This is a genomic window from Geodermatophilus ruber (genome assembly GCF_900114385.1).
In the GTDB taxonomy this organism is placed as follows: Bacteria; Actinomycetota; Actinomycetes; order Mycobacteriales; family Geodermatophilaceae; genus Geodermatophilus; species Geodermatophilus ruber.
The window spans coordinates 126,169-142,066 of record NZ_FOSW01000010.1 but is presented as its reverse complement, the minus strand read 5'-3'; the positions used below and the strand labels follow the sequence as shown (position 1 = coordinate 142,066).

General features: G+C 73.1%; 15 protein-coding genes. 1 reads left to right on the top strand and 14 read right to left on the bottom strand.

The features are described from left to right. Nucleotides 1–16: 16 nt before the first annotated feature. From BMZ50_RS16385 to BMZ50_RS16365, 5 genes are read right to left on the bottom strand one after another with little or no spacing between them, the layout of a single operon-like run. The gene (locus tag BMZ50_RS16385) at nt 17–484 is read right to left on the bottom strand and encodes an NUDIX hydrolase (RefSeq protein WP_091326628.1); all 468 of its coding nucleotides are present in this window, start codon (nt 482–484) and stop codon (nt 17–19) included. A 12-nt stretch (nt 485–496) separates the two neighbouring features. Further along, on the bottom strand, nt 497–1,108 hold the full coding sequence (locus tag BMZ50_RS16380; RefSeq protein WP_091326750.1) for an isochorismatase family protein: 612 nt from the start codon (nt 1,106–1,108) through the stop codon (nt 497–499). Further along, nucleotides 1,105–2,979: a hydantoinase B/oxoprolinase family protein gene (locus BMZ50_RS16375; protein ID WP_091326625.1), complete on the bottom strand. Its 1,875-nt coding sequence runs from the start codon at nt 2,977–2,979 to the stop codon at nt 1,105–1,107. The genes BMZ50_RS16380 and BMZ50_RS16375 overlap by 4 nt, the downstream gene beginning before the upstream one ends. Nucleotides 2,980–2,983: 4 nt before the next feature. After that, the gene (locus BMZ50_RS16370; protein ID WP_091326623.1) at nt 2,984–5,068 is read right to left on the bottom strand and encodes a hydantoinase/oxoprolinase family protein; all 2,085 of its coding nucleotides are present in this window, start codon (nt 5,066–5,068) and stop codon (nt 2,984–2,986) included. Continuing rightward, the gene (locus BMZ50_RS16365) at nt 5,065–5,718 is read right to left on the bottom strand and encodes a GntR family transcriptional regulator (RefSeq protein ID WP_281245443.1); all 654 of its coding nucleotides are present in this window, start codon (nt 5,716–5,718) and stop codon (nt 5,065–5,067) included. Before BMZ50_RS16365 ends, BMZ50_RS16370 begins: the two co-directional genes overlap by 4 nt. A 138-nt stretch (nt 5,719–5,856) precedes the next feature. Here BMZ50_RS16365 and BMZ50_RS16360 point away from each other — a divergent pair, with 138 nt between their 5' ends. Continuing rightward, entirely contained in the window at nt 5,857–6,744 is an 888-nt protein-coding gene (locus BMZ50_RS16360; RefSeq protein WP_091326618.1) for an isocitrate lyase/PEP mutase family protein, read from the top strand. A 30-nt stretch (nt 6,745–6,774) separates the two neighbouring features. Here the strand turns inward: BMZ50_RS16360 and BMZ50_RS16355 are convergent, their stop codons facing one another. The 9 genes from BMZ50_RS16355 to BMZ50_RS16315 all read right to left on the bottom strand — a co-directional run bounded on the left by BMZ50_RS16355 (nt 6,775) and on the right by BMZ50_RS16315 (nt 15,819). Beyond that, nucleotides 6,775–7,038 (bottom strand): hypothetical protein, encoded by a 264-nt coding sequence (locus tag BMZ50_RS16355; protein ID WP_143087202.1) that lies wholly within the window; start codon nt 7,036–7,038, stop codon nt 6,775–6,777. A gap of 341 nt (nt 7,039–7,379) precedes the next feature. Further along, complete coding sequence (locus BMZ50_RS16350; protein ID WP_091326614.1) at nt 7,380–7,883, bottom strand: LppU/SCO3897 family protein; 504 nt, start codon at nt 7,881–7,883, stop codon at nt 7,380–7,382. Between the two features lie 290 nt (nt 7,884–8,173). Continuing rightward, nucleotides 8,174–9,025: an alpha/beta fold hydrolase gene (locus tag BMZ50_RS16345; protein ID WP_091326611.1), complete on the bottom strand. Its 852-nt coding sequence runs from the start codon at nt 9,023–9,025 to the stop codon at nt 8,174–8,176. Between the two features lie 81 nt (nt 9,026–9,106). Continuing rightward, nucleotides 9,107–10,153 carry a sugar ABC transporter substrate-binding protein gene (locus tag BMZ50_RS16340; protein WP_091326608.1) on the bottom strand — a complete coding sequence of 349 codons (1,047 nt, stop codon included), beginning with the start codon at nt 10,151–10,153 and terminating at the stop codon, nt 9,107–9,109. Nucleotides 10,154–10,276: 123 nt separating this feature from the next. Further along, nucleotides 10,277–11,407, bottom strand: coding sequence for an ABC transporter permease (locus BMZ50_RS16335; protein ID WP_091326606.1), 1,131 nt, complete (start codon nt 11,405–11,407; stop codon nt 10,277–10,279). Beyond that, complete coding sequence (locus tag BMZ50_RS16330) at nt 11,404–13,032, bottom strand: sugar ABC transporter ATP-binding protein (protein WP_091326604.1); 1,629 nt, start codon at nt 13,030–13,032, stop codon at nt 11,404–11,406. The genes BMZ50_RS16335 and BMZ50_RS16330 overlap by 4 nt, the downstream gene beginning before the upstream one ends. A 5-nt stretch (nt 13,033–13,037) precedes the next feature. Continuing rightward, nucleotides 13,038–13,844, bottom strand: a complete 807-nt coding sequence (locus tag BMZ50_RS16325) for an alpha/beta fold hydrolase (RefSeq protein WP_091326602.1) — start codon at nt 13,842–13,844, stop codon at nt 13,038–13,040. Beyond that, nucleotides 13,837–14,280 carry a RidA family protein gene (locus tag BMZ50_RS16320; RefSeq protein WP_177212837.1) on the bottom strand — a complete coding sequence of 148 codons (444 nt, stop codon included), beginning with the start codon at nt 14,278–14,280 and terminating at the stop codon, nt 13,837–13,839. Before BMZ50_RS16320 ends, BMZ50_RS16325 begins: the two co-directional genes overlap by 8 nt. Nucleotides 14,281–14,361: 81 nt before the next feature. Beyond that, a complete protein-coding gene (locus tag BMZ50_RS16315) occupies nt 14,362–15,819 on the bottom strand; it encodes a metal-dependent hydrolase family protein (RefSeq protein WP_091326598.1) in 1,458 nt (485 codons plus the stop codon). Nucleotides 15,820–15,898 lie beyond the last annotated feature (79 nt).

Below are 15,898 nucleotides of genomic sequence, written 5' to 3'. Positions count from 1 at the left end.
TAGACCTCGGCCGGCCTCACGGCTGCAACAGCCGCTCGAGCAGCCGGTCGAGGTAGGGCACCTGCCCTTTCACCAGCCCGGCCCGCGCCTGCTCGATCCCGAACCACGCGGCGCGGTCGATCTCGGGGAACTCCTGGATTCGCCCGGACCGCGGTGGCCACTCCAGCTCGAACGTGTTGCTGCGGGTCCGGGCGGCGTCGAGGTCGCCCTCGGCGGCCCAGACGGTCAGCCGCTTGCCGCCGGCCTGCCGCACCTCGCCGAGCGGCACGAAGTCCGTCGCCGGCACCGGCGTCCCGAGCTCCTCCTCGAACTCCCGCCGGGCCACGGCGAACGGGTCCTCGCCGTCGCCGTACTCCCCCTTGGGGATCGACCAGGCGCCGTCGTCCTTGCGCGCCCAGAACGGCCCGCCCATGTGGCCGAGGAGCACCTCGACCCCCTCGTCCCGGCGCCGGTAGAGCAGCACCCCCGCGCTCGTCCTCGCCACCCGCCCACTGTCTCAGAGGTGGGCGAGCGCCTCGGGCAGGTCCACCACGTCGGCGTACTTGGCGTCGAGGTCGGCGAGGTTGCTGTCGTGCAGCGCCGGTGTCCGGTCGGCGCAGGCCTGCCGCACCACCTGCGGCCGGAAGCCGTAGTTCAGGGCGTCCGTCGCGGTGGCCCGCACGCACCCCGACGTCGAGACGCCGGCGACGACCAGGGTGTCCACACCCAGCCCGTGCAGGGTGGAGGCCAGCGTCGTCCCGAAGAACGCCGAGGCGTACTGCTTGACCACCACCGGCTCTCCCGCCCCGGGTTTCAGGGTCAGCTCGCCCCAGTGGCCGGGCGCGTCCTCGCCGAAGCAGGCCAGCGCAGGCACCTTGTGCACGAACAGCCCGGCGTCGGCCAGCCCGGGGGCGTAGCGGACCACGGTCCACACGACCGGGTGCCCGTCCGCCCGCGCGGCGTCCACCAGCAGCTGGGTGGCCGCCACCGCCGGCTCCGGGTCGGGCAGGCCGAACGGCCCGTCCCGGTCGGTGTAGGCGCGCACCAGGTCGACGACCACGACCGCGGGTGCGCGGCCCCAGCCGAGCCGGCCGGAGAACGCCGACCCGTGCGGCCGGAGGACGCTCATCCCGCCCACGCCGGGCGCTTCGGCGCGGGCAGGCCGGTCTCCTCCTCGCAGCGGGCCAGCAGCTCCTCGACCGGCGGGCCCATGTCGAACACCGGCAGCGGCGTCGGCCGGTCGGCCCGCAGCTGGTCGCGCAGCGTCTCGCTCGCCTGCGCGTCGACCTCGCCGCCGTCGCAGACGATCACCCCGTACCGGCGGGCGCCCTCCTGGGTCACCAGGCCGCGCCGGACCTCGGTGGCCACCAGCTCCGGGTCACGCTCCAGCGGGTCGCCCCACCCGCCGCCGCCCCAGGTGACGAAGTGCAGGACGTCGCCCGCCGCCACCGGCACCCCGTGGCACTTGGACGGCAGCATCTGCCGGGTGCCGTCGGCGCGGTCGATCCACTTGCGCCCGCGCGCGCCGGGCAGGCCGCCGTTGACACCCCACGGGTAGGTCAGCCAGCGGTCGTCGTGGATGGCGATCTCGCCGGGCTCCTCGAACACGTAGGCGACGTCGACGCCGTTGCCACCGCGGTGCAGGCCGGGCCCGCCGGTGTCGGCGATCGTCTCCCACCGCTCGATCCGCAGCGGGTAGTAGGACTCCAGGTACTCGCAGGGGATGTTGACGAAGCTCGGCCACAGCGAGTGCCCGTCCGGGCCGTCGCCGAGCGGCCGGCCGGGGATGCCGCCGAAGCCGATCGAGTACAGCTGGAACCACTCCCCCTTCCGCTCGCCGCCGGAGTAGTGCCCGGAGTACATGAAGTGCGGCGAGGAGGAGAACCCGGCGGCGTTGAGCAGCGCCGGGTTGGTCTGCCCGAGCAGCCCCCCGAACAGGTCGAACACCCGCCCGATGCCGTGGTTGCGGCCGTTGAGGGCGGCCGGGTGCGCCGGCTTCCAGTACGAGCCGTCCGGGATGGTGACGTCGACGAGCGGGTAGAACCCGTCGTTCCACAGGATCTGCGGGTCGGCGACGGTGATCATGTAGATCCCGAAGAACATCCGGGTCAGGTTCTCGTTGATGTAGTAGTTGATCGGCCCGGCCGCCTGCGGCGAGGAGCCGGTGAAGTCCAGGTGCACCTTCTCGCCGGTGCGGGTCAGCGACAGCTTCAGCTCGTAGGGACCGTTGCCGACGCCGTCGTCGCAGATGTAGTCGGTGAACGCGAGCGTGCGGCCCTCCTCGAACACCGTCTGCAGCAGCACCCTCATCGCGTCGTAGTTGCGCTGCAGCAGCGCGTCGAGCGCGGAGAGGTAGGTCGCCGTGCCGAACCGCTCGCACATCTCCACCACCCGCCGGGCGGCGGTGCGGCAGGCGGCGACCAAGCCGTTGAGGTCGGCGCGGTTCCAGTCGGGCATGCGGACCTGGTTGAGGATGATCCGCAGCGCGTCGGCATTCAGCTCACCCCGGCGGTAGAGCTTGAAGGGCGGGATGACCACGCCCTCCTCGTAGATGGTCCGCGCGTCGGTGGGCATGGACGACGGCGTCTTGCCGCCCACGTCGGACATGTGCCCGAACATCGACGCCCAGCCCACCACCCGGCCCTCGTGGAAGACCGGCAGGACCAGCAGCCAGTCGTTGGCGTGGCTGATCGCCGCCCCGCAGGCGTAGGGGTCGCTGGTCAGCAGGACGTCGCCCTCCTCGACGGTGTCGTCGAAGCCGTCGAGGAAGTCGGGGATGGACAGGCCGAACTGGCCGACGACCATCCTCCCGCCGGGGTCGCCGATCAGCGGGAACTCGTCGTGCTGCTCGCGGATGCCCGGGGACAGCGCGGTGCGGAAGAGCACCTCGTCCATCTCGTAGCGGGCGTTGCGCAGCCCGTTCTCGATGAGGTCGAGGGTCACCGGGTCGACGTCGACCCGCTCGACGGCGCCGGTCGCGGTCTCGATGATCCGTGCCATGTGATCAGCCCTCCACCGGGTTGATGAGCAGGCTGCCCGAGGGGTGCACGGTGGCGGCGTGCCCGGGCAGGACGAGGGTCGTGGAGTCCATCTCGGTGACGATCGCGGGGCCGGGCACCACGTCGCCGGCGCGCAGCCCGGCCCGGTCGTAGACGGCCGCGCTCACCTGTTCGCCGCCGACGTGGATCGGGTGCTCGGTGACCAGCGCCGCCTTCGGGTCGCCGTCCCCCGCCTCGAGGCGCACCGGTGCGACGTCCGGGCGCGGGCCGGTGACCGTGGCGCGGGCGTTGACCAGCTCGTGGTCGACGTCGAGGAGGAAGGAGAACAGCCGGTCGTGCTCGGCGTCGAAGGCCTTCCCCAGCTCGGCGAGCGCGTCTGTACCGCCCCCACCCGCCCCGCCGTCGCCGTCGAGCCAGGCCGGATCGACGTCGACCGGGATCTCGAAGCCCTGCCCGTGGTAGCGGACGTCGACCTGGAAGCCGACCGTCTGCTCGGCACGGGCCAGGCCCTGCCCGGCCAGCCGCTCGCCGGCCTCGTCGGCGAGGTCGCGCAGGATCAGCCCCAGCTCGGCGCCGGTCAGCTGGCCGAAGCGGCGCAGCACGGTGCGGGCGGACTCGTCGCGCCGGCTGGTGGTCGCGTCCCCGAGCGCGCAGAGCACCCCGGGGGACGGCGGCACGATGACCGGCCACGCGCCGGTGAGCCGGCCCAGCGCGTTGGCGTGCAGCGGGCCGGCGCCGCCGAAGGCGACGAGCGCGAAGTCGCGCGGGTCGAACCCCTGCTGCACCGAGACCAACCGCAGGCCGCCGAGCATGTTCTCGTTGACGATGTCGACGATGCCGGCGGCCGCCGCCTCCGGGGAGGCCAGCCCCATCGCCTCGGCCACCTTGCCGACGGCGGCGCGGGCGGCCTCGACGTCCAGGGTGATCTCGCCGCCGGCCAGCGCCGAGGGCAGGTAGCCGAGGACGACGTCGGCGTCGGTGACCGTGGGCTCGACCCCGCCCTTGCCGTAGGCGGCCGGGCCCGGATCGGCGCCGGCCGACTGCGGGCCGACCCGCAGCGCGCGGGTCAGCTCGGGCACGTGCGCGATCGACCCGCCGCCGGCGCCGACGGTGCGGACGTCGACGCTGGAGGCCCGCACGGTCAGGTCACCGACCCTGGTCTCCCGCCCGATCCGCGGCGACAGGTCGCGGACGAGGGCGACGTCGGTGGAGGTGCCGCCCATGTCGAAGGTGATCAGGTCGCGGTAGCCGCACTGCTCGGCGACCCACACCGCGCCGGTGACCCCGCCGGCCGGGCCGGAGAGCAGCATCGTGACCGGCGCGCCCACCGCGGCGTCGGGCGACTGCAGCCCGCCGTCGCTGCGCAGGATGGACAGCTCGCCGGCCACGCCACCCTCGCGCAGCCCGCCGGAGAGGTGCTGCACGTAGCCCTGCACCCGGGGCTGGACGTAGCCGTTGGCCACCGTGGTCAGCGTGCGCTCGTACTCGCGCAGCTCGGGCAGCACGTCGGAGGAGAGCGACACCGGCACGCCGGGCAGCACCTCGGCGGCGATCGCCGCGACTCGCTTCTCGTGCGCGGGGTCGGCGAAGGAGTTGATCAGGGAGACCGCGAGCGCCTGGATACCGCGGCCGGCCATCCGGGCCAGCTGGGCGCGGACGTCGGCCTCGTCCAGCGGCCGGACCACCGAGCCGTCGCTGGCGATCCGCTCGTCGACCTCGACGGTGTTCTCCAGGTCGGCCAGCGGCTGGGGCTTGGGCCAGATGATCCAGCCGGCCAGCCCGCCGGGCACGAAGGAGCGGGCGATCTGCAGGACCTGGCGGAAGCCCTGCGTGGTGACCAGCCCGACGGTGGCGCCCTTGCCCTCGAGGATCGCGTTGGTGGCCACCGTGGTGCCGTGCAGCACCGAGGCGACCTCGGCGAGCCCGATACCGGCCTCGGTGCACACCTTCTCGATGCCGTGCAGGACGCCGACGGCCTGGTCGGCGGGGGTGGAGGCGGTCTTGGCCCGCCAGGTGGCCCCGCTGTCCTCGTCGACCAGCAGGACGTCGGTGAAGGTGCCGCCGACGTCGACTCCGAGCCGGTAGCTCATGTGGTCTCCTCTTCTCGGGGGTGTGCGCTCCGCTGGCGGGCGGCGCGGACCATCACGGCCCGGGCGTTGGCGATGTGCGAGGTCATGACGGCGCGGGCCCAGTCGGGGTCGCCGGCGCGCATGGCCGCGACGATCTCCAGGTGGTGGGCCAGGCTGCGGCGCAGCGACGCCTCGTCGTAGGTGAGGAAGTTCCGCCGCACGATCGGCGGGTGGATCGCGGCGGCGAGCGCGGTGGCCAGGGTGGGGTGCGCGGCGAGGGCGACCAGCCGGTCGTGGAAGGCGCGGTTGAGCGGGACCAGCGCGTCGAGGTCCTGCCCCGGCCCGGGGCTGCCGACGGCGAGCATCCGCCGCGCGAGGTCCTCGAGCGCGTCGACGTCGGCGGGCGTGGCATGGGGGACGGCGTGGGCGGTCAGCTGCGGCTCGAGGCTGGAGCGCAGGTCGAAGACGCCCTCGAGCTCGGCCACGGTCCAGGTGACCACCCGGGCGCCGCGGTTGGGCACCACCTCGACCAGGCCCTCGGCGGCCAGCCGGGACAGCGCCTCGCGGACCGGCGTGCGGCTGACCCCGAGCCGCTCGGCGAGCTCGACCTCACCGAGCCGCGCGCCGGGGGTCAGCTCCCCGCCCATGATCAGGTCCCGGAGCGTGGACACCGCCCGTTCCGCGGACGTCATCGCACGTGTCAGCCGTCACACCCCCTCGGAGATTGTGTGCAAACCTAGGGGGCGCGCATTTCGTACGGCAACGGTTCTGCGTACCTTTCGGATGACTGCATACAAGGAGGGGGCGTCGTGGGGAACCTGCTGGGAAACGACCGCGCTCCGCGGGCCCGGCTGCGGGAGCTGCTGGCCGCCCCCGCGCCGCTGCTCGCGCCGGGCGCCTACGACGCGCTCTCGGCCCGGCTGGTCGAGCAGGCCGGCTTCGACGCGGTCTACATGACCGGCTTCGGGACGACGGCCTCGCTGATCGGCCGGCCCGACGTCGGGCTGCTCACCGGCGCGGAGATGGCCGACAACGCCCGGCGGATCGCCGCCGCGGTGGACGTCCCGGTGATCGCCGACGCCGACACCGGCTACGGCAACGCGCTCAACGTCGTCCGCACGGTGCAGATCTACGAGCAGGCCGGGATCGCCGGCATCCAGCTCGAGGACCAGGTGATGCCCAAGAAGTGCGGGCACATGAGCGGCAAGGCGCTGATCGGCGCCGAGGAGATGGCCGGCAAGGTGCGCGCGGCGGTGGCCGCCCGGCGCGACCCCGACCTGGTGCTCATCGCCCGCACCGACGCGGTGGCCACCCACGGCGTGGACGAGGCCCTGCGCCGGGCCCGCCGGTACGCCGACGCCGGCGCCGACGTGCTGTTCGTGGAGGCCCCGACGTCGGAGGCCGACATCGAGCGGATCGCGAAGGAGCTCTCCGGCGTCGCGCCGCTGGTGTTCAACTGGGCCGAGGGCGGGCGCACTCCCCCGCTGTCGCTGGAGCGGATGACCGAGCTCGGCTTCTCGCTGGTGATCTACCCGATCGGCACGCTGCTGGCCGCGACCGCGGGGATCCGCGCACTGCTGGCCGGGCTGAGGGCCGACGGCGTCCCCCCGCTCGACGGGCTGCCGGCGTTCGAGGAGTTCACCGACCTCGTCGGCCTGCCCGAGGTGCAGGAGCTGGAGCAGCGCTTCCGGGGCTGAGGGCTCCCGAGGGCCGAGGGCTCCCGGCGGTCAGGGGTGGCCGGGGCGGATCGCCGCCGTCCAGTCGCCGTCGGACCAGCGCGCGTGGCAGGTCCAGGCGCGGCCGCCCTCGTCGAAGCCGAGCACCGTCGCGGTGCCGTCGTCGAAGGTGGACTCGGTGGCCCGCCCGCCGACCGCGTCGACGCAGGCCTGGCGGGCGGCCTGCTCGGTGTCCGGCGCTCCCCCGCAGGCCATCAGGACCGGGAGCGCGAGGGTCACGAGCAGCGCCCGCCGGATCAGGGGAATGCCAGGCACGTGCACCACCCTGGCACGTCGCCCGGATCAGGCGGGGGCCAGGCCTCCCTCGACCGGCGGGCGCGGGGTGGGGATCCTGCGGGGTGGCAGCCGGACCGTCGTCGTCGCCAGGACGACGAACGGCAGCCGCCGGCCGCACCGGACGCAGAACCGTCCACGCTGCTGCTCGGCACCGCACTGGCCACACGACACGGTCGACCTCCGCTCCTCGGTTGCACGGACGGGGCCGACCCTGGCAGCACCGGAGCGCGAGCGGGCCCGCAGCGCTCCCGATGGGACGAGCCGTCAAGGAACCGTCATGTGCGGACGCGGGACGAGGACCCGCCTGCGTACCGGTCGGCTCAGTGCGGCTCGGCGCAGAAGACCGTGCCGGGCTCGGTCTCCATGCCACCGATCCACAGCGCGGCCTCCGTCGCGGGGAAGTCGGCGCAGGTGTCCACGTCGGCCATGAAGTCGGGGTAGGTCTGCTCCTCGTCCTCGATGCCGACGATGCGGTACTCGGCCTCCGCCGATCCGCAGTCGACGACCTCGAAGTCCGTGGTGCCCTGCATCTGCACGCAGTCGCCCACCTCGGGATCGCCCAGGCCGAGGGCGTTGCCGAGCACACCGGTCCCGACGACGCCGGCCACCACCACCGGGACGGCCACCCGCAGCCACTTCTTCGCCCGCTTCGGCGCGGGGGCGCCCTCCGCCGGGGCACCCGCCGGCTGCGGAGCCCATGCGCCCTGCTGCGGCGGAGGCCAGGCGCCCGGCTGCGGCGGGGGCCAGGCGCCCGGCGTGGGCGCGGGCTGCGACGGGTCGGCAGGCAGTCCGGACGGGTCGCTACCCGGGGTGGGGTGGGTCATTGCTGCTCCGTGGAAGGGTGGTGCGAGTACTCGGTCGTCCGCAGCCTCGCTGATCCCCGACGGCGACCAGCCCCGCACACGCGGGCGGCCGGCATCGATCCGGCGACGATCCGCCCCCTGCGTCCCATCCGCTCCCACCACCGCGCGGCGGCGTCGGCCCTCCCTGCGCTCTGTCCTCGACCGCGTGAGCACCATGGCGTCCGGCCCCGCCCCCCGGCCCAGGGCCAGCCCTCCGGCGACCGGCCTCCGGTCACTCCTTCACAGGATGCCGACCGCTCGTCGGGGGAGCGTCACGCCGGGAAGCGCCGCCGGCCGGTCATGATCTCGGCGAAGCGGTCGGGGTCCTCGAAGTACGGGGCGTGCCCGCAGCCCGTCATCACGGCCAGGTCCGACCCGGGCAGGGCCGCGTGCGCGGCCCGGCCCATCGCCAGGGGCGTCCAGCGGTCGTCCTCGCCCCACACCAGCAGCACCCGCTCGGCGAGCCCTGCCGCCTGCAGCGCGTCGACGACCAGGTCGTCGTTGCAGGGGCCGAGCAGGAAGTCGGCGACCGCGGTCAACGACTCCCGGGCACCGAGCGAGGAGTTGATCATCGACTCCTCCCGCACCCAGGCGTCGGTCACCATGGCCGGGTCGGCCACCAGCAGGTCGAGCTTGCGGCGCACGCCGGCGTCGCTGGCATCGGCCAGGACCTCGCGCGGGACCATGTTCTCCTCGGGCAGCGGGGCCAGCCCGATGGCGCCGATGAGCACCAGCGACGAGACCAGGTCCGGCCGGTCGAGGGCCAGGTGTGCGGCCACGTGGGCCCCCAGCGAGGTGCCGGCGACGGTGACGCCGGAGAGGCCCAGCTCGTCCAGGACGCCGGCGATGAAGGCGGCGAACCCGGCCGCGGTGTAGTCCGGTCCCGGTCCCTTGTCGGCGAGCCCGTGGCCGGGGAAGTCGACGGCGAAGACGCGGTAGCCGGCAGCCACCAGACTCGGGATCGCCGGGACGAACCGGTCGGCCCGGGAGCCGGCACCGTGCAGGCAGACGAGGGGCTCCCCGCCGCCGGTGGACTCCACGACACGGGTGCGGATCCCGGCCGCGGTGACCGGATAGCTGATGACCTGGTCACGACCGGAGGTGAACGGGCGGGCGTCTGACATGTGGGCTCCTGGTGGGGATGGTGGTTCGGGAGGAACCGGCCCCGGTCCGGCCGCGCTGGCCGGACCGGGGCCGTGGCGCGGTCAGCAGTCGCCGGCGGCGATGAGCGCCTCGACGTCCTCGTAGCTCTCCGTGGTGATCAGCTGGCTGGGCACGTCGACGAACCGCTCGTCGGGCTTCTGCCCGTCGCGGACGAAGGCCACGAGGGTGTCCATCGCCAGCTTGCCGGTGGCGACCCCGCAGAGGGTGATCGTCATGTCGAGTTCACCGTTGGCCACCGCCTGCCGGGCCGGCTCGCCGCCGTCGGTGCCGATGATCACGATGTCCTCCATCGCGATCCCCCGCTGCTGGGCGGCGAGGACCCCACCCAGAGCGATGTCGTCGTTGTCGAAGTAGAGGGCGTCGACGTCCGGGTTGGCGGTCAGCACGTTCTCCGCGGCCGCCAGGCCGGCGTCGGAGCTGAACTCACCGGTGTAGGGACCGTCGATGACGGTGATGCCGGGGTTCTCGGCGAAGACCTCCATCGCCCCCTGCCCCTGCAGCTCGCTGAAGAGCAGGCCGCGGATGCCGTGGATCATGGCCACCGTGCCCTGCCCGCCGAGGGCGTCGACGATGTACTGCGCCTTCTCCCGGCCGACCTCGAAGTACTCCTTGCCGACGTGGCCGACGACGTACGGCCACCCGTCCTCCTCGATGTCGTTGACCGCCGTGAGCACGGGGAGCCCACCGTCCGACGCCTGCTGGAACACCGGGACCAGGGCGGCCGGGTCGACCGGGACCACGATCACGCCGTCCGGCGACTTGGTCAGTGCGTTCTGCACCTGGTCGTACTGCAGTTGCGGGTCGGTCTCGCCGTAGGTGACGTTCAGCGTGACGCCCTCCGCCTCGGCACGCTCCTGGGCACCCGCGACGAAGTCCTGGAAGTAGGGCAGCGACCGCGAGTAGACGTTCACCTCGACGGTCATCGGGTCGTCGCCGCCACCGGCCGATGCCTCCCCACCGCCGCCGGAGCAGGCCGCGAGTGACAGGGCCAGACCCGCGGCGGCGACGGCTCCGACACCGCGCCGGGAGCGGGAGTCGAGGGGGTGGGCAGACGAGGAACGCGGGAGGAGCAGGGATCGGGTGCGCACGGATGCCTCCTGGAGGGGTGGTGGACACCGGCCGGGGGGACGGCGGTGTCCTTGACCGGGGCGGTACGGGCAGGCGGGGACCTGCGGACGCGCGCGGCGGAGCGAGCCAGGCGCGGGCTGGGGTCAGCGCGCCGGCGCGGCGGCTGACGACGGTGGGACGGTTCCGGTGGCTGCAGGCACCTGGCCCGGCGTCGTGTCCGGCGCCCCCGGGGAGGAGAGGGTCGGACCGGCGCTCGACGGGGTCACCCGCCGGCGGACCAGGCGGCGCCGCAGGAAGTCCACCGACGCGGCGAGGATGAACACCGTGCCGAGGACGACCTGCTTGTAGTCCTCGCTGATGCCGCTGAGGTCCAGGCCGTTGCGCAGGACGGCGATCAGCAGCACGCCCCAGAGCGTCCGCACGACCGAACCGCGACCCCCGTTGAGGCTGGTGCCGCCGACGACGACCGCTGCGATGGCCTCGAGCGCGAGCGTGCCGTTGGCGTTGGGCTGCCCGGACTGCACGCGGACCAGCAGCGCGATCGCCGCCAGCGCGGTGGCCACTCCGGCCAGGACGAACACCAGCAGTCGCACCCGGCCCAGGGAGATGCCCGACAGGCGGGCCGCCTCGGCGTTGCCGCCCACGGCGAGCACCTGGTAACCGAAGACCGTCTGCCGCTGCAGCCACCACAGCAGCAGGAAGATCGCGGCGGTCCCCCAGACCAGGACCGGCAGGCCGAGCAGGCGGAGCGTGGCGATCTCGCGGAAGCCCGCCGGCAGGCCGCTGACCACGCCGCCGTTGGTCATCGCCAGGGCGATGCCCCCGCAGATGATCATCGTGCCCAGCGTGGCGATGAACGAGGGCACGTGCAGGGCCGTGACCACGACGCCGTTGACCAGGCCCAGCAGCAGCCCCGCGAGCAGGCAGGCGCCCAGGCCCAGCAGGACCGATCCGGTGTCGACCATCACCGTCGCTCCGATGACGCTGATCAACGCCGAACCGGTGCCCATGGAGAGGTCGAGTTGCCCGGCCATGATCACGAAGGTCGCACCGAAGGCGACGATCGCCAGGATCGACGCCTGCATCAGCACGTTGGTGACGTTGATCCGGGAGAAGAAGGCGTCGTTGGTGGCCGACAGGTAGACGACGAGGGTCACCAGCACGGCCGGCACGAACAGCCGGTCGAACAGGGCGCCGCGGACCCGCACCTGGGGCCGGGGGGTCCGCTCCCCCGTCGGGTCGCTGCGAGCCGGGCGTTCACGCATCGCGGTCATCGGGAGCTCTCCATCCGGACGGTCGGGCGGGAGGACGGGATCGGGGTCGACAGCGGGGCGGCGGAGGACGGGACGGCGCCGTCCGCCCGCAACCCGAGGGCCGCGGACGAGTCGTCCTCCCCCGCGGTCAGCGCGGTGAGCCGCGCCTGGTCGAGATCGTCGAAGGCGTGGACGCGGGACAGGCACCCGTGCCGGAACACCGCCACCCGGTCGGCGAGGGCGAGCACCTCGCGGACGTCGGTGGAGAAGAGCACCACGGCACCGCCCGCGGCGGTGAACTCCCGCAGCAGGTCGTGGATCTGCGCCCGTCCACCGATGTCGACGCCCTGGGTGGGCTCCTCGACCGCGATCAGCCGGACGCCGGAGGCGAGCCACTTGGCGACCAGCACCTTCTGCTGGTTGCCGCCCGACAGCGCCGACGCCGGCGCGCCGAGCGAGGGCATCCGGATGTCCAACCGGTTCCGGTACTCCTCGGCGCGGCGCAGGAGCCGGCGCCGGGACACCCGACCTGCGGTGGACACCCGGCCGAGCGACGCGAGCGAGATGTTCACCGCGCACGAGTGCTCGAGCACCAGGCCACGGGCCTTGCGGTCCTCGGGGATGAAGCCGATCCCCTGGGCCTGGGCGTCCCGCGCGGTCCGCAGCCGCACCTCGTGGCCGTCGACCTCCGCCCGGCCGCGCAGCGGGACGTCCCCGCCGACCATGGACACGAAGGTCGCCGCGCCCGAGCCGACCAGCCCGGTGACCGCCAGGATCTCCCCGGCGTGCACGTCGATGTCGAAGGCGTCGCCGTCGTCGGAGCAGCGGACGTCGTGCATCCGCAGCAGCACTTCCGAGCGCACCGTCGAGGTGTCCGGCCGCACCGACTCCTGCGGCCGGTCGCCCACCATGAGGCGGGCCATCTCGGCGGTGGTCAGCCCCGCGCTGGCGCGCTCGGCGACCCGTTGCCCGTCCCGCAGCACGGTCACCCGGTCGGCGGTGGCCGCCACCTCGTCCAGCCGGTGCGAGACGAAGGCGAGCCCGACGCCGTGACCGCGCAGCGTGCGCATGAGCGCGAGCACCCGATCGGCGGCGGCCGGCTCCAGGGAGGCGGTGGGCTCGTCGAGGATCAGGAAGCGCGGCTCGGTCACCATCGCCCGCGCGATCTCGACGAACTTGCGCTCGGCCGGGCCGAGCGCCCCGACCAGAGCCCGGGGGTCGAGATCGACCCCGAGACGGTGCAGCAGCTCCTGCACCTGCCGCCGCCAGGACCGGTGGTCGACGGCGCCGAGCCTGCTGGCCCGCCGCGGGACGTCCGCGGCGCTGGCCAGCAGGGTCTTCTCGACCGAGAGATCGGGGAAGAGGTTGTAGTTCTGGTGCACGACCGCGACCCCGGCCGCCTGCGCCTGCTGCGGCGTGGCGAAGTGGACGGGCTCGCCGTCGAGGAGGAGCGTGCCACCGGTCGGCCGCACGGCTCCGGTGAGCACCTTGATCAGCGTGCTCTTCCCCGAGCCGTTCTCCCCGAGCAGCGCGTGGATCTCCCCGCCGCGCAACTCGAAGTCGACCTCGCGGAGCACGACGACCCCGGAGTAGTCGTGGACGGCGGCACGCACGCCGAAGCGCGGCGCACCCGTGGTCGCGGTCATGGCGCTCAGCCCGCCGACCTGCTGAGGAACTCCTCGACGGCCTTGTTCAGCGCGGCCGGCTGCTCGAGGAAGGCCAGGTGACCGGCGCGCGGGATCTCCACGTACTCCGCGCCCGGGATGGCCGCGGCGACCCGCCGGTTGTACCGGGGCAGGGTGATCCGGTCCTCGTCACCGTGGACGACCAGCACCGGCGTGTCGATCGAGGGCAGCCGGTCGATGGCGTCGTGCGCAAGGTCTGCGGTGAAGTGGCCGATGAACCCGGAGACGTCCTTCGAGCCGGTCCACCCGCGCAGCTCGGCCTCCAGCGTGGTGATCCGCTCGTGCTCCTCCTCCAGCAGGGTCGGCGACCACATCCAGAAGGCGAACTTGGAGAAGACGTCGAGCGGGCCGTGCTGGAGCGCGTAGCGGCGGGACTCGTAGTGCCGGCGGACGTGGTTCTCGTCTGCGGTCCGGCTCCAGGTGGACAGCAGCACCACCGAGCGGACCCGCTCAGGGTGGTTGAGCACCATCTCCTGCGCGGTGCAGGAACCGAGGCTGAAGCCCATGACATGCGCGGACTCGATGCCCAGGGCGTCCAGCAGCGCGACGGCGTCCTCGGCCAGCAGCGCCGGCGTGTAGTCCGAGTCGGGGCAGTCGGCGGTGCCGACGCCCCGCATGTCGTAGGTGATGCAGCGGTACTGCTGCGACAGGTGCTCGACCTCGTGCGCCCAGGCCCGGCCGCTCATCCCCGTGCCCATGATCAGCAGCAGGGGTTCACCGCTGCCGGCCTCCCACCAGGTGGTGGTGTGGCCGTTGACGGTCACCTCAGGCATCGTCCACCGCCACCTGGGCGGCGCCGGGGACGGCGGCGACGGCCTCGATCTCGATGAGCAGCGGCTCCTCGACCAGGCGCTCGACGAACAGCAGCGTGTTCGGCGGGTAGCCACCGTCGGGGTAGATCTCGGCGAAGACCTCACCGCGGACGCTCATGAACTCCGGCAGGTGGGTACCGCCACCCACCAGGTAGGTGGTCATCTTCACGATGTCGGCGAACGTGCCCCCGACAGCGGCCAGGGCGGTGCCGAGGTTGGCGTAGGCGCCCCGGACCTGGTCGGCGAAGCTGCCGTCGCCGTAGAGCTGGCCGTCCTCGGCCATGCCGACCTGGCCGGCGATGAAGACCGGGTCGCCGTCGGCGACCACGCCGACGTGCGAGTAGCGGCCGAGCGGCTCGCCGAGGCCCTTGGGCTTGCGGTGCAGGTGGACAGTCACGGGTGGTGTCTCCTCACGACGTGCGGACAGGTGGGGGATCGACGCGCGGCGCGGGCCGGCATCGGGGGTGGGTGCGGGGGGTCAGTCGTGGACGGCGCCGTCCTCCGGGACCAGGTCCTCCGTGGCGAGGGCCTTCTGGCCGCGGTCGATCTCGTGGGCGATCTCGACGCCGTCGGCCATCGACCACGGCAGCACGCTGTAGGGCTTCTCCGGGTTGTCGCCGGTGACCATGTCGTAGGTCAGCTCGGTCTGGCTGTAGATCAGCGGGTCGCGGTCGTTGTGGTACCGGACCATGTCGAGGTCGTCGGGGAACGTCTGCACGACGCCGTCCTTGATGACGATCTCGACGTTGCGCTTGTCGACCAGGACGTGCAGGTTCTCCGCCGGGTTGCCCTTCACCACGATGACGTCGGCGAGGTAACCGGGCAGCAGCTTGCCGAGCGTGCCCTCGAGGTTGAGCATCTTCGCGCCGTTGGCGGTGGCAGCGACGATCGCCTCCATGTTCGACAGGCCGGCGTAGACCTGCAGCAGCTCCAGCTCCCGGGCGTGCCACTCGCCGTAGGGGGTGATGGCGAAGCCGGAGTCGGTGCCCATGGCGAACGTGACGCCGGCCTCGTGCGCCCGGTGCAGGCTGTCGACGCTCTTCTCGAGCATCCGCCGGCAGCCGTGGTACTGGCCGTACGGGGCGCCGGTGAGCTCGGGCCAGTCGGCCAGGTTGGCCAGCAGCAGCAGCGTGGGGACCAGCGTGACGTCGTTCTCGAGCATCTTCTCGATGCCCTCGTCGGTCATCACGTTGCCGTGCATGATCCAGTCGAAGCCGGCGTCGGCCGCGGCGCGCACCTCGCCCGGGCCGCGGGCGTGGATGGTGACCTTCTTGCCGAGCTGGTGGACCAGGTCGGCCACGGCCTTCATCTCGTCGTTGGTGAAGGCCTGGAAGTCGCCGTAGGGGCTGTCGGCGAGCTTGATCAGGTCGACACCGTTCTTGACCTGGTGGCGGATCTCCACCTTCATCTGGTCCACGGTGTTGGTCAGCGTGCCGATGTTGCCGTCGGGCACGCCGACCGAGTCCGGGTACCAGTCGGTGAGACCGTTGCTGGTGGTGAGGTACCGGCCGGCGGCGCTCATCCGAGGGCCCTGGACCAGTCCGGCGTTGATGCCTTCGCGGATCCCGACGCCGATGTAGTAGCTGCCGCCGGGCTGGGAGATGCTGGTGATGCCGGCCCGGAGCACCTTGCGGGCGTTGGCCGCCGCGATCAGGGTGCGCATCTCCGCGCTGGTGTAGAGGTCGATCTCCTCCTCGTACCGGGCCTCGCCGTAGGTCATGTGGCAGTGCACGTCGATCAGGCCGGGCATGACCGTGCGCCCGGTGGCGTCGATCCGCCGCATCTTCTCCTTGGGCGGCATCTGGATGCCGGTGGTGTCCTCCCCGACGGCGATGATGGTGTTGCCGTGCAGGACGACGTCGGTGTTCGGCCGGGGGTCGGCGCCGGTGGCGTCGATGACCGTGCCGCCGGTGATCAGGGTCCAGTCCTCGTACACGGGGACTCCTCTCCTGGCTGTCGAAGGGTGTGCGGGACCCCGACACGCCCTGATCGCGCCGGCGCGGGGGCCGGGCGGA